The organism is Ruegeria sp. HKCCA6837 (genome assembly GCF_013034475.1).
Classification (GTDB): domain Bacteria; phylum Pseudomonadota; class Alphaproteobacteria; order Rhodobacterales; family Rhodobacteraceae; genus Ruegeria.
This window is the reverse complement of the sequence record NZ_WQGD01000001.1, coordinates 770,247-784,018: the sequence shown is the minus strand read 5'-3', so window position 1 is coordinate 784,018 and position 13,772 is coordinate 770,247. Positions and strand designations below refer to the sequence as shown.

Here is a 13,772-nt window from a genome sequence, read left to right as displayed (position 1 = left end):
TCAGGCGTAAATGTCGGTCCAGAGCTCTTCGACGGAAGGCTCGGGGCTTTCTTTCGAGAATTCGGCGGCTTGATTGACGATCTCTTTGATCTCTTTATCGATCGCCTTCAGATCATCCTCGGTTGCGTGTTTGCCGGTCAGCAGAAGCTCGCGCACATGTTCGATCGGATCGCTCTGCTCGCGGACCTTCTGAACCTCTTCGCGGGTGCGGTACTTGGCCGGATCAGACATCGAGTGGCCACGATACCGGTAGGTTTTGACCTCAAGGATGTAAGGGCCTTTGCCCGCACGGCAGTGGGCAACAGCTTTTTCACCTGCGGCCTTAACCGCCAACACATCCATACCGTTGACGATCTCGCCGGGGATGCCAAACGCTTCGCCGCGCACGTAGATGTCCGGCGACGATGTCGAGCGCGCCTGCGCTGTACCCATGGCGTATTGGTTGTTTTCGATCACAAAGACCACAGGAAGATCCCAGAGAGCGGCCATGTTGAACGTCTCATAGACCTGACCTTGGTTGGCCGCGCCATCACCGAAATAGGTGAATGTCACGCCACCGTTCTCTTTGTATTTGTCAGCAAAGGCCAGACCAGCCCCCAGCGGAACCTGTGCGCCAACGATGCCGTGGCCGCCATAGAAATGCTTCTCCTTCGAGAACATGTGCATCGAGCCGCCCTTGCCTTTGGAAAGACCGCCTTCGCGCCCGGTCAGTTCGGCCATAACGCCGCCCGGATCCATACCGCAGGCCAACATGTGGCCGTGATCGCGATACGAGGTGATGCGTTTGTCCCCTTCCTGAGCTGCCGCTTCGAGGCCGACAACAACGGCTTCCTGTCCGATATAAAGGTGGCAGAAGCCGCCAATCAGACCCATACCATAAAGCTGGCCTGCTTTTTCCTCGAATCGGCGGATCAAAAGCATCTCGCGGTAGTAGGTCTTGAGTTCTTCCGCAGAAACGTTTGGTTTCTTTGTGGTTTTTCGCGCAGCCATTGTGGCGATCTCCCCCTTTTGGACAGATAGTTTAGCGTTAAACTATCTCATAAAGCATTTGATGCTATCTGGCGAGGGTAAATGTGACGCAGCGTCGGATTGCGCTGAGCCACGCTTGTCGAAGCAGGGTAAAATTTTGGACGTGCCAGATTTTTCGACGAAAAATCCAAATCAGGTCAGCGAATGACAATCTCGTCTGCGCGGATCATACCCAGAACCGAACGTGCCTGTTGGTCCAGAAGATCTAGATCAAGGTAGGTATCGGACAGCCTTAGGGTCAGGTTTTCCATCTCGGTGATCTCGGCGTTCAGTTTCGCCAAGTCGCGCGACAGAGCGTCCCGTTCCGCTGCAATCTCGACCCGCCGGAACAGGCCATAGTCTCCTTGCACGGCAGCGAAGGTGAAGTAGACACCCAGCGTGAAAGCCACCGAGAAGAAAGCAACTGCGCCCAAACCAGGCCGATGGGAACGGGACACTCTGTTTACCGCCGTATGAAAACTTGCCTCAATAACGGGTCCTTATTGGACCTCTTCCAGCACTATGTCACAGGTGATTCGGCTTGTGAATCCCCTGACGTGGAAAAATCAGGGGATGAGTCAGAATGTCTCGGCACGCGCAGTAAAACCTTACTGCTCCAACGCTGCAACGCCAGGAAGGGTCTTACCTTCCATCCACTCCAAAAACGCGCCACCCGCGGTGGAAATGTATGAGAAATCATGCGCTGCACCCGATGCGTTCAGGGCTGCAACAGTGTCGCCGCCGCCTGCGACCGAAACCAATTGTCCCGAACGCGTCAAGTCGGCTGCCTTCAGAGCCGCTGCATTGGTGGCTGCATCGAAAGGTTCCAGCTCGAACGCGCCCAGCGGGCCGTTCCAGATCAGGGTTTGGCTTTTTGAAAAGATGTCTGTGATGACAGCAACACTTTCGGGGCCTGCGTCCAGGATCATGCCGTCTTCGGGGCATTGATCTGTGGGCAGCGTTTGATGTGGTGCATGGGCTTCAAATTTCTGTGCGACCACGATGTCCTTTGGCAGAACGATAGTGCAACCGGAGTTTTCGGCTTTGGCCAGAATCTCAGCTGCGGTCCCCTGCATGTCGCGCTCCGCCAATGATTTTCCGACGTTGATCCCTTGGGCAACCAGAAACGTGTTGGCCATTCCGCCACCGATAACCAGATAGTCCACCTTGTTGATAAGGTTGCCAAGCAGCTCCAGCTTGGTCGAGACTTTGGCGCCCCCGACAACTGCCGTTACAGGCCGTTTCGGAGCGCCCAAAGCGCCTTCCAGTGCCTCAAGTTCGGCCTGCATTAGACGGCCTGCACATGCAGGCAGAAGCCGCGCCAGTGCTTCGGTTGAACTGTGGGCCCGGTGTGCGGCCGAGAACGCGTCATTGCAATAGACATCACCAAGCTTGGCCATGCCTGCGGCCAGATCGGCGTCGTTCTTGGTCTCGGCAGCGTGAAAACGGGTGTTTTCCAGCAGCAATACCTGACCTGGTTGAAGCGCTTCGGTCGCCAACTCCGCCTCGGTTCCGACGCAGTCAGCGGCAAACAAGACCGGCGCGCCGAACGCGCCTTCCAGTGTTGGCACCAACTGCTTGAGCGAAAGATTCTCGCGTCGCTCGCCGCCCGGACGTCCAAAATGCGCCAGCAAGATCGGCTTTCCGCCCGCAGCAAGGATGTGGCGCACTGTGGGCACGATCCGTTCAATACGCGTTGCGTCGGTGACAGTGCCGTCCACGACCGGTACGTTAATGTCCACGCGCACCAAGACGCGTTTGCCACCCAAGTCCATATCGTCCAGTGTTTTCCAGCTCATATTGCGATCCTCGTCATTGGCAACCGATTTAGGCGGTTCTTTTCCTGCATTTTGCCCTCAGGTCAATGCGTCACTTGGCATTCACGCGCGTGCGGCATAGGTATTTGCGCAAGACAAACGACAGGAGGGCCAAATGGCCGAGATCAAAGATCCCGAAAACACAATCATCATCGAGCTGAAGGGCGGCAATGTCGTCATCGAGCTGCTGCCGGATGTAGCACCGTTGCACAGCGCGCGGATGAAGGAACTGGCCCGTGGCGGAGAATATGACAACGTAGCCTTTCACCGTGTGATCGACGGCTTCATGGCGCAAACCGGTGACGTTCAGCACGGCGATATGGAAGACGGCTTCAACCTGCGCATGGCGGGCACCGGTGGGTCCTCGCTGCCAAACGTTCCGGCCGAGTTTTCCAAGCTGCCCCATGATCGCGGCACGCTGGGCGCGGCCCGGTCGCAGAACCCGGATTCGGCCAACTCGCAGTTCTTCATCAACTTCAAGGACAACCACTTCCTGAACGGTCAGTATACCGTCTATGGTCGCGTGATCGATGGAATGGAGCATGTGGATGCGATCGTTCGGGGCGAGCCGCCTGAGAACCCGGATCGCATGATCAGCGTCAAGGTGGCCGCCGATGCATAAGCTGGCTGCAGCCTTTGCACTTCTGGCCAGCCCCGCGTTGGCCAGCGGTTTGCAAATCGACGTCGAAGGGGAGGGGGCCAACGGCACCATCTCGATCGACCTGTTCGAGGATGTCGCACCCAAGCATGTGGAACAGATCACCGCCTTGGCCGCCGACGGTCAGTATGATGGCGTCGTGTTTCACCGCGTGATTGACGGCTTTATGGCGCAAACTGGCGATGTGGAATATGGCAACTCCGGCGCGGCCGGTTTCGACATGCGCAATGCAGGACGTGGCGGATCTGACCGTCCTGACCTGCCGGCTGAGTTTTCCGATGTCACCTTTGACCGGGGAGTGGTCGGCATGGCCCGTTCGAATGACCCGGATTCAGCCAACTCGCAGTTTTTCATCATGTTCGAACCCGGCCCGTTCCTAGACGGGCAGTACACTGTGGTCGGTCAGGTGACTGACGGCATGGATGTGGTGGACGCAATCAAGCGCGGTGCCGGTCAAAACGGTGCGATCATTGGCGCACCGGACGTGATGAAGAAAGTCACAGTCACCGAATGAACGAAAAAGCCCGACGCGCGTTACCGCATCGGGCTTTTCCATATTGTGGGTTGCACGAACCGGAATCAATCGTCGGGTGACATCATCTTCCAGATCACCGCGCCGATCGCTCCACCGATCAATGGGGCCACCCAGAACAGCCAGAGCTGCGCCAAGGCCGGGCCATCCGCGAACAGCGCCACTCCGGTAGACCGCGCCGGATTCACCGATGTGTTGCTGACCGGGATCGACACCAGATGAATCAGCGTCAGCGCCAGACCAATTGCAATCGGCGCGAACCCGGCGGGTGCCTTTTCTGACGTTGCACCCAGGATGATGATGATGAAGAAGGCGGTCATCACAATTTCGATCACCAATACGGACATCATCGAATAGCCCTCGGGCGAGGCGTCTCCGTATCCGTTTGATGCAAACCCTCCGACGCCTTCGAAGCCGGGTGCGCCGCTTACGATCAGATACAACACGATGGCAGCTGCAATCGCGCCGATGACCTGAGCGCCCCAATAGGGCAACAGATCTTTGGCCGGAAACCGCCCGCCGATCATCAACCCCAAACTGACGGCCGGGTTGAAATGCCCACCCGAGATGTGACCAACCGTGTAAGCCATAGTCAGAACTGTCAGGCCAAAGGCGAAAGACACACCAAGCCATCCGATGCCGACATCCGCGACACCGGCTGCTAATACGGCACTGCCGCATCCCCCAAGGACCAGCCAGAATGTGCCGAAGAACTCGGCAAGTAATTTCGATGACATGAAAAATCCTCCGCAATGTTATGAGGTTAAGTGTAATTCAAAAATTAGCTTTTGTTAAATTATGACAAACGGGGAACTTGTCGAATGACCTGTCACCTTGGGTAAAAAGCGATCAGCGCCACTGTACGGGGTCCAGATGAAACAGTTTTGACAGCTGTTCATAGACCTCTGGATCAGAGTTTCGCAGCGCCCTGGGCCGTTCAAAAAACACTTCAACCGAAACGGCGAAAAACTCTTCGTGCCCTTCCGCACCGTAGGGATCAATCACAGTTGCGCGCCCCATTTCAACGGCCTGTACATGGGCGTCGTAAGCCGTCAGAAACGCGGCCTCCCACTCGGAAAAGCTCTGGTTGGCGCTGAGAACGGGCACACCATTGGCCGAGCCTGTCAGATCGTCGATCTGATGTGCGAACTCGTGGAAGACAACATTTTGCCCGTCGTGGTCGTTCATCGCGCCGCGCCGGCTGTGCGCCCATGACAGGATCACCGGGCCGCGATTCCAGCTTTCTCCGGTGCGTACAATTTCCTTTTCGGTGACAACATAACCGCTGTGGCGGCTCTGTCTGGATTTGAAGGCGCTGGGATAGATCAGGATGGTGGTGAGGTTGTCGTACCAAAGCTCGGTGTTCACAACCAACAGACAGGCTTGCGCGGCGATAGACATCTGCATGTCTTCGGTAACGTCCAGACCGTCGCAGCCGATGAACTCAACCTGGTCCAAGAACAGGTTGATCTTACCTTCCAGCTTAGCGCGCAAGCCTTGCGGCAATTTCCGCAGGATCGGGACCTGAGCGTCGATAAGGTGCCGTTCCTGATCCGTCAACGGCGCGGCCAACAGGGCCCGGCGCGCCTGTTGTTTTGACCAAAAGTAATAGGCCGCACCACAACCAATCAGCGCAACAAGTGTCAGGAATATCAACATGACCCGACCCTAACGCGATCCCCGCACGATCAAAACCTGTTTCCCGAACTGAACAATGCCCCAAAAGAAAAGACGCCGCGGGTTTCCCAGCGGCGTCTCGGGTTTGACCAGAAAGGTCGCGTTATTGTTTGACGTCAGCCGCTGGGTTCGATCCCGATTTGCTACTGCGGCCAGGGTTCAGCGGGTCGTCCTGACGCTGCACTGAACCTTCAAAATGCGCGCCGCTTTCGATGGCGATGGTCTTGTGGATGATGTCGCCTTCAACACGCGCAGTCGAAGTCAGGCGCACCTTCAGGCCACGCACACGGCCCACGATACGACCGTTGATCACCACGTCATCTGCGGTGACTTCACCCTTGATTGTTGCCGATTCACCAATGGTCAGCAGGTGAGCACGAATATCGCCCTCCACGGTGCCTTCCACCTGAATGTCACCGGAGGTCTTGATGTTGCCGGTGATGTGCAGATCCGAGGACAGAACCGACGCCGGCGGCTTTGGCTTGGGCGCAGTGGCAGGTTTCGTCTCGGTCGGTGCAGGGGCCGCTGGGGTCGCCGGAGCGGCAGGTTTGGCCGCCTCAGGTGCCTTGGATGCGGGCTCGTTGATTTTGCTTTTAGAAAACATTTCTCGCAGCCTTGATGTAAGTCATTGGGTTCACGGGCTTTCCGTTCACGCGCACCTCATAGTGCAAATGCGTGCCGGTGGACCGTCCGGTGCTACCCATATCAGCAATATGATCCCCGCGCGAGACCCTTTGGCCAACCTTCACGTTGATCTTGGTGTTATGAGCGTAAAGTGTCTCAATTCCGAACGCGTGCTTGATTTTAACAAGCCGTCCGAAACCCGACTGCCAGCCTGCATGAGTGACCACACCATCCGCAGTTGCAAAGATGTCAGTGCCGTGCGCACCAGCAAAGTCCGCGCCATTATGCATACGGCGACCACCGGTTTTGGGGTCGCGACGTGTGCCAAATCCGCTGGTATAGCGCACAGCACTGTTGACCGGGCTGGCGAAGGGGGCCTTTTCCGCAGCAATCCGGTACAGGTTTAGTTGGTCCATCTGCTCAAGTAGAATGTTTGCACGGGCTTCTTCAGCGGACAGCTCGTCCTCCTCACCACGCGTGCTAAGGGATAAAGGGGTCAGCGGACCGCCCATACCGCTATATCCGCGCCGGACCTCTTCGATAATGCGATCGGTCGGCATGCCGGCCTTACGGAACATCTTGTCCAAAGGTTCGACCGAGATCACCATGGCTTCTTCCAACTGGCGGAAAATCTCGTCGCTGCGTTCCTGCATCAGACGGATTTCCAGTTCCAGCTCATCCCGTTGGTCCAAAGCCTGACGCGCGTCCGAGGCGATTTGATCGCGTTCTTCCGCGGTGCGGGAAAGGGCATTTGTCATGAAGGCCATCTGCACCGGGGTGCTCGAGGCCGTCACGTACATGTCGGCATCATTGGTTTCCTGCTTCAGAACAGCCAGCTCCGTGCGGGCTTCTTCCCGTTGCTTCATCGTGCTGCGCAGCGTCGTCTGGATGACCTCGATACCGGTCTCAAGCTCGCGGCGGCGGTTTTCCGACGCCAGCAACTCGGACTGCATTGCGGAAATCTGTTCCAATGCGGCGTTAAAGCGATCTTGTGCGGCCAGTGCTTCTTGCGCGCGGGCGTCCCGTTCGGCTGACAGGATATTCAGGCGCTCTTGATATGTCGCCTGATCGCGCTTGGCTTGTTCTCTGAAGTTGCCCGACCCGATGCTGTCCATCAGCAGTATGGCCGTTGCAACCGCTGTCCACCCAACCATCACCGCGACACCGGTGACTGCGATCACCTGCGTTTCCGAACTCAGCCGAATGAACCGCGTGTCCTTGTCAGATTTCAGAAAGACCCGGCGTTCCGGGAAATACCGCTCAAGCAGTGAGTGTAGCTTTATTGCCAGACGTGTTCGCACGCGCCTTACCTCTCGTCCCCAAATTCGGGACCGGTCGTGGTGCAGTAGCCGTCCCTTGGGCCGAGTGCATAAACGGCTCGCTACGATCGGGCAAGTTTGTTGACCTCTTTGCGGCAAACAGCGCAAAAATCCCCCGAAGATCGGCGGGAATTCGCCGAAATTCACATGTAATTGTCAGTTCGTGACTTCACCCGGCGCGGGCAGGTCTTCGGTCAGCGGCCAATAGAAATCGGGGGGCAGGCCAGCTTCGGCGCGCTTCTCCTCGTTAAAGGGCGGTTTCAGGACGCCGTGGAAATACCGCCGGACCAGGGCGTGGAACACGTCCTTCGGGTCGGCGTTTTCCCGACCGCACAGGAAATGAAACCACTTAGAGCCATAGGCGACATGGCCGACTTCTTCCGCATAGATCACCTCCAACGCGGCAATGGCTTGGTCCGCTTTGGCCTTTCGGAAGATTTCGATCATGCCGGGGGTGACATCCAGACCGCGTGCCTCAAGCACCATGGGAACAACAGCCAGCCGTCCCATCAAGTCTTCGGCAGTATCTTCGGCGGCGCGCCACATTCCGGCGTGGGCGGGCAGGGCGCCATAGTGGCTGCCCATCTGCTCTAGGCAGTCGCACACCAGCTCGAAATGCCGCGATTCCTCTTCGGCGCATTTCACCCAGTCATCGTAAAAGCCGATCGGCATCGGCACATGACCAAACCGCGCGATGATGTCCCAGTGCAGATCGACGGCATTCAACTCAATATGCGCCACAGCGTGCAACAGGGCGATACGCCCGGCCTCGGTCCCGGGTTTCCGCTTTGGCACTTCACGAGGCGAAAGAAGCTCGGGCTTGTCCGGGCGGGCGGGGTTCAAGGGGGGCGTTGCCGCGCCAATTTCGATTGGGTCAGCTTCGCCCTTGCGAGCAGCGAACCATGCGGCGGCGTGCGCTTTGGACAGGGCGGTCTTGGCCCGCCCGTCCGCAGTTGTCAGAACCTCTGTCGCCATCTGTGTCAGTGTCTTGGGCACGGGATCACTCCGACTCTGTCGTGTCGAGGCGGGTCATAAACCGGATGGCATGGCAGGTCGAGAGGGCGCTTACAGCGCCTTCACCGCCTCAAGCACCTCGTCCACATGACCGGGCACTTTGACTTTGCGCCAGACCTTAGCAATGCGACCTTCGGCATCTATGACAAAGGTCGAACGTTCGATGCCCATCGACTTGCGCCCATACATGTTCTTTTCCACCCACACGCCATAGTCCTCGCAAACGGTCGAGTTTTCGTCCGATAAAAGCGGTGTGGTCAGACCATGCTTGGCAACAAATTTGTCATGCTTGGCGACACTGTCGCGCGAGATACCGAAAACTTGAGTACCTGCATCCGCAAAGGCCTGAAGCTGTTCTGAAAAACCAATGGATTCCTTTGTACAGCCCGGCGTATCATCACGGGGATAGAAGAACAAAACCACGGTGCCACCGCGCAACGCCGAAAGCGTCACCTCGCCGCCGCCGTCGCGTGGCAGGGTGAAGTCGGGGGCCATGTCTGAAATATCGGGCATTGGAAACTCCGCTAAAGGTTTTTAAAGGCTGCCTGATATCATAGGGCAACACGTGCGGGTTGGAAGGCGTGGACAGCAAATTGAAGCAGCATTACGACGAACAAGACGAACCGGTCCAACCGGTGCGTCGACGGTCGCGTCGGAGGGCCGCTGGTCTTTGGGCCATGCGCGGTACTTTCATGCTGGCGCTTCTTGCGCTGTTCGCCGGTTTCATGGTGGTGGGGCAAAGGATGCACGCGCCTGCCTGGTTGCGGGACAGGGTCGAAACGCGGCTTGAACAGGCGCTGGGTGGTCTGCAAATCCGCTTTGGCGATGTCAGCTTCATCATTCACGAAGGCTGGCGGCCCCGTCTGCGTCTGACCGACGTTGCCATCAGCGACGCGGCGGGCCAGCAGATTGCGCAGGTCTCGGACATGCGTGCCAGCCTTGCCATGCGCCCTTTGTTGCGCGGGCATGTTCGCCCAAAACGCATCATCCTGAGCGGAGCTCAAATCGCCCTGACCCGAGGCATGGATGGGGCGTTGACCCTGACCGTGGGGTCTGGCAGCGCTCCGGTACAAGAGGCACCGAACCTGGCAGAGCTGATCGAGGCGTCCGATCAGGTATTCCTGTCTCCGGCTCTGTCTGCTCTCACCTCGGTCGAGCTTGATGCAATCACGCTGGATTACAGCGATTTGCGGCAGGGTCGGTCCTGGGTGCTGGATGGTGGTCATATTCAGGCCAACCGCAGTGACAACGAAGTACGACTCGCTACCGGGTTTTCGGTTCTTTCGGGGCGGGATTACGTCAGTGCCATCGAGGCCAACTATACCAGCATCCTTGGCACCCCTGCCGCTCAGTTCGGCATCTCGGTCTCGGACCTGCCTGCCGAGGATATCGCCGGTCAAAGCCCTGTTTTGGCGTGGCTGCAGGTCTTGCGGGCCCCCATATCGGGTGCCTTGCGCGGTAGTATCGACGATAGCGGTGCCATCGGAACGGGCTTTGCAACGCTCAACCTTGGGGCAGGGGTCGTGCAGCCCAACCGTGAAACGCGCCCGGTGCCTTTTGAATCTGCCCGCACCTATTTCACCTATGATCCTAAAACGCATGCGCTGGATTTCAACGAAGTGTCAGTGGTATCGGCTTGGGGCGAAGTGCAAGCAGACGGTACGGCGTTCCTGCAGGGGGTGGAAGATGGTGTCCTGGACAGCCTGACCGCGCAATTGCGTTTGTCGGGCCTCAATGTGAACCCCGCCAACCTGTTTCCAGAGCCAATCCAATTGTCCCGCGCCAGCGTGGATTTCAAAATGGTGTTGGACCCTTTCGATTTGCGTTTGGGACAGGTCACTGTTGAAGACCCAGGTCACATCATACGCGCCTTTGGAGTTCTGAGCGGCCGGCCCGACGGCTGGGCAGTGGAATTGGATGCACATCTGGATCAGATGACCTCGGACAAGGTTCTCAGTTACTGGCCCGAACTTTTGGCACCGAAACCGCGCGAGTGGGTTACCAAGAACCTTTACGAAGGCGTTCTGTCGGACATGGATTTTGCCCTGCGGCTTGAGCCCGGATCCAAGCCCGATATCTATTTGGATTTCGGATTCGAAAAGGCCAAGATTCAGTTCGTCAAAACCCTTCCACCGATCGAGGACGCCCAAGGGCAGGCCAGCCTGATCAATCAACGATTTACTGTCACCGCGCAAAAGGGGGTGGTGATCGCGGACGAAGGTGGTGCAGTGGATGCCGCGGGCACGTCCTTCATCATACCCGATACGGACATAAAGAAATCCGCGCCTGGAATTGCGCGTATACGGGCCAAGGGCAGTGTGACCGCTGCACTGTCGCTGCTGGACCGCCCCCCACTTTCATTGCTGAGCAAAGCAGGATTGCCTGTCGAGCTTGCCAACGGCACCGCTTCGCTGACTGGCACGCTGTCATTGCCGCTGAAAAAGGAGCTGAAGTTTCAGGAAACCGAATTCCATTTCGACGGCAATCTGGCAAACCTTTCCAGCGATCGTCTGGTGCCGGGGTTCACGGTCAGCGCCGCTTTGCTGGATCTGTCCGGCAATCAGTCGGGCGTTCAAATACAAGGGCAAGGGCAATTCGGAGATGTTCCTCTTGAGGCGCTGTGGCGGCAGCCGATTGATGGAAAAACGGCGCAGCGCAGTACGCTAACAGGCCAGATCGAACTGTCCCCGCGCTTGATGGATGAGATCGGGGCCGGGCTACCCCCTGGGATGCTGACCGAGTCGGGTGTTGCGGACATTACCCTGGGTCTTGGAGCAGATACCCCGCCGAAACTGTCCGTTGCGTCGGACCTACAGGGTGTGGCGCTGGCGATCCCGGAACTTGGGTGGCGTAAGGCGGCAACCGCACCGGGCTCACTGACGGCCGAAGCGACATTAGGCAAAGAGTTGAAGGTGGACAGTTTGAACATCGAGGGCGCTGGTCTGCGAACAAGCGCATCGATTACCTTTCGCGAAAACGGAGATTTTGACCGCATACGTTTCAGCTCATTCGATCTGGGGAATTGGCTTGCGGTCCCGGCTGAGATGATCGGGCGCGGGGATGCCGTACCTGATATCCGAGTTCTTGGCGGTGTGCTGGACATGGGGAAAGCGACGTTCGGCGAAAGCGGCGGCGGCGGGGCAGGTCCGAAGCTGGACGTTGCCTTGGATCGCTTACAAGTGACCGAAGCGGTTGCGCTTACGGGATTTCAGGGAACGTTTCAGACGACTGGTGGCGTAAACGGAGGGTTTACGGCACGGGTGAATGGGGGGGCGGCGGTCTCCGGGCAGGTGACCCCGCGCGGAAACCGCAGTGCCGTGACCCTGACATCGCAGGACGCCGGGGCGGCGTTGCGTTCTGCTGGCGTGCTGACCCAAGCGCGCGAGGGCACATTGAACTTAAGCCTCGAACCGGTGGCAGCACCGGGAAACTATGACGTGGTCCTGAAAATCATCAACACGCGTATCACCGATGCCCCGGCCATGGCGGCCCTCTTGAACGCAATCAGTCTTGTTGGATTGTTGGACGAGATGGCCGGGCAAGGCATTTTCTTCTCGGCGATCGACAGTCGCATGCGGATTACGCCGACGGATATCAAAGTGCTCAGCGGCAGCGCAGTTGGACCATCCATGGGACTTTCGTTTGACGGCACCATCGACACGGTCAACGAGATGCTGAACCTGCGCGGTGCGATTTCGCCAATCTATCTGCTCAACGCCGTGGGCAGCGTTTTCACGCGCAAGGGCGAGGGTGTGTTCGGATTCAACTACACCCTCACCGGGCCGCTGGCTTCTCCGAAAGTTTCGGTGAATCCGCTTTCTGGACTGGCCCCTTTGTTTTTGCGCGATTTGATGCGTCAACCTGCACCAAAGGTATCGGATCGCCCAAACGCGACACCGCAAAAACCAGATGAGCCCAAGCAGACATTCGGGTCACAGCCCAGCGATCGCTGACGACATATGGCCGAATCTTTTGCGGGGATGTAAGGCGCGCGCATGAAACTCAGCGATTTTGACTTCCACCTGCCTGACGACCTGATTGCCACGCGGCCTGCTAGCCCGCGATCCTCTGCGCGTCTGCTGGTGGCGCAGGGGGATCAGACAACGGACAGCCACGTCCTTCATCTGCCCGATTTTTTGCAACCCGGTGACAGGCTAGTGCTGAATGACACGCGCGTCATCCCGGCACGGCTTAATGGTCGCCGCCATCGGGACAGTGCCCAAGGTCCAGTGTCAGCCGGGATCGAGGCGACATTGCTGGATCCTCAGGCCGATGCAACTTGGTCAGCTCTGATCAAGCCCTTGAAAAAAGTGAAGGTTGGGGAAGAGATTGTCTTCTCGGATGACCTGAGCGCCACGCTGGACCGGGTTGAGGATGGGCAGGCCTATCTGCGGTTTAACCTGAGTGGCGAAGATTTTGATAAAGCACTGGAGCAAGCCGGGGCGATGCCGTTGCCGCCGTATATTGCGGCCAAACGTCCGGCGGATGAACAGGACAAAACCGACTATCAAACCATCTGGGCGCGTAATTCGGGTGCCGTAGCCGCGCCGACCGCTTCGCTGCATTTCGATGATGCCCTTCTGTTGGCTTTGGCCGAGCGCGGCGTGAATTTCACTCATGTAACCCTGCACGTGGGGGCAGGCACGTTCCTGCCGGTCAAAGTTGAAGACGTGACAACCCACAAGATGCACGCGGAATGGGGGCAGGTCAGCCCCGAGGCGGCAGCCGAGATTCAGGCCACCAAAGACGCAGGTGGACGGGTGATTCCAGTGGGCACCACAGCCCTGCGTCTGATCGAAAGTGCGGCCCGGTCCGGCCGCATCCAACCCTGGGAAGGGGATACGGATATTTTCATCTATCCGGGCTTCCAGTTCCATGTCACGGACGCGTTGATGACCAATTTCCACCTGCCGAAATCAACGCTGTTGATGCTGGTGTCCGCGTTGATGGGGCAAGATCGAATGTTTGATTTGTATCATCATGCAATAACACAGAAATATCGTTTCTTTTCCTACGGCGACGCGTCGCTTTTGATCCCATGAGGGGCGCGCATGAAGTATCAAAACAGTTCAATGTCGTAGACAAGCGCGACAGAAGCGGTCTTTGATCGCAGTACACAGCGC

The 13,772-nt window shown here is 57.8% G+C and carries 13 protein-coding genes; 4 read left to right on the top strand and 9 right to left on the bottom strand.

Annotated features, from left to right (window positions below):
- The 3 genes from pdhA to pgk form a co-directional block, all read right to left on the bottom strand.
- Nucleotides 1-990 (bottom strand): pyruvate dehydrogenase (acetyl-transferring) E1 component subunit alpha, encoded by a 990-nt coding sequence (pdhA, locus tag GOV91_RS03865; RefSeq protein ID WP_171179657.1) that lies wholly within the window; start codon nt 988-990, stop codon nt 1-3.
- A gap of 176 nt (nt 991-1,166) precedes the next feature.
- Nucleotides 1,167-1,466 (bottom strand): septum formation initiator family protein, encoded by a 300-nt coding sequence (locus GOV91_RS03860; RefSeq protein WP_171234495.1) that lies wholly within the window; start codon nt 1,464-1,466, stop codon nt 1,167-1,169.
- Between the two features lie 150 nt (nt 1,467-1,616).
- The gene (gene pgk, locus GOV91_RS03855) at nt 1,617-2,807 is read right to left on the bottom strand and encodes a phosphoglycerate kinase (protein ID WP_171234494.1); all 1,191 of its coding nucleotides are present in this window, start codon (nt 2,805-2,807) and stop codon (nt 1,617-1,619) included.
- Between the two features lie 133 nt (nt 2,808-2,940).
- Here pgk and GOV91_RS03850 point away from each other — a divergent pair, with 133 nt between their 5' ends.
- On the top strand, nt 2,941-3,447 hold the full coding sequence (locus tag GOV91_RS03850; RefSeq protein WP_171234493.1) for a peptidylprolyl isomerase: 507 nt from the start codon (nt 2,941-2,943) through the stop codon (nt 3,445-3,447).
- A complete protein-coding gene (locus GOV91_RS03845) occupies nt 3,440-3,997 on the top strand; it encodes a peptidylprolyl isomerase (RefSeq protein WP_171234492.1) in 558 nt (185 codons plus the stop codon). The genes GOV91_RS03850 and GOV91_RS03845 overlap by 8 nt, the downstream gene beginning before the upstream one ends.
- Before the next feature lie 65 nt (nt 3,998-4,062).
- On the opposite strand, the gene aqpZ is transcribed toward GOV91_RS03845, so the two are convergent.
- The 6 genes from aqpZ to GOV91_RS03815 all read right to left on the bottom strand — a co-directional run bounded on the left by aqpZ (nt 4,063) and on the right by GOV91_RS03815 (nt 9,162).
- Nucleotides 4,063-4,752 (bottom strand): aquaporin Z, encoded by a 690-nt coding sequence (aqpZ, locus tag GOV91_RS03840; RefSeq protein WP_171234491.1) that lies wholly within the window; start codon nt 4,750-4,752, stop codon nt 4,063-4,065.
- Between the two features lie 112 nt (nt 4,753-4,864).
- Complete coding sequence (locus tag GOV91_RS03835) at nt 4,865-5,674, bottom strand: zinc-dependent peptidase (RefSeq protein ID WP_171234490.1); 810 nt, start codon at nt 5,672-5,674, stop codon at nt 4,865-4,867.
- Between the two features lie 121 nt (nt 5,675-5,795).
- A complete protein-coding gene (locus GOV91_RS03830; protein WP_171179672.1) occupies nt 5,796-6,296 on the bottom strand; it encodes a polymer-forming cytoskeletal protein in 501 nt (166 codons plus the stop codon).
- Nucleotides 6,286-7,617 (bottom strand): M23 family metallopeptidase, encoded by a 1,332-nt coding sequence (locus GOV91_RS03825; protein WP_171234489.1) that lies wholly within the window; start codon nt 7,615-7,617, stop codon nt 6,286-6,288. The genes GOV91_RS03830 and GOV91_RS03825 overlap by 11 nt, the downstream gene beginning before the upstream one ends.
- A gap of 174 nt (nt 7,618-7,791) precedes the next feature.
- Entirely contained in the window at nt 7,792-8,610 is an 819-nt protein-coding gene (locus tag GOV91_RS03820; protein WP_171180055.1) for a ferritin-like domain-containing protein, read from the bottom strand.
- Between the two features lie 90 nt (nt 8,611-8,700).
- On the bottom strand, nt 8,701-9,162 hold the full coding sequence (locus tag GOV91_RS03815; protein ID WP_171234488.1) for a peroxiredoxin: 462 nt from the start codon (nt 9,160-9,162) through the stop codon (nt 8,701-8,703).
- Between the two features lie 68 nt (nt 9,163-9,230).
- On the opposite strand from GOV91_RS03815, the gene GOV91_RS03810 reads away from it, so the two are divergent.
- Together GOV91_RS03810 and queA are read left to right on the top strand one after the other, a co-directional pair.
- Complete coding sequence (locus GOV91_RS03810) at nt 9,231-12,602, top strand: DUF3971 domain-containing protein (RefSeq protein WP_371732258.1); 3,372 nt, start codon at nt 9,231-9,233, stop codon at nt 12,600-12,602.
- Nucleotides 12,603-12,644: 42 nt separating this feature from the next.
- Nucleotides 12,645-13,691 (top strand): tRNA preQ1(34) S-adenosylmethionine ribosyltransferase-isomerase QueA, encoded by a 1,047-nt coding sequence (gene queA, locus GOV91_RS03805; RefSeq protein ID WP_171234486.1) that lies wholly within the window; start codon nt 12,645-12,647, stop codon nt 13,689-13,691.
- Nucleotides 13,692-13,772: the final 81 nt, after the last annotated feature.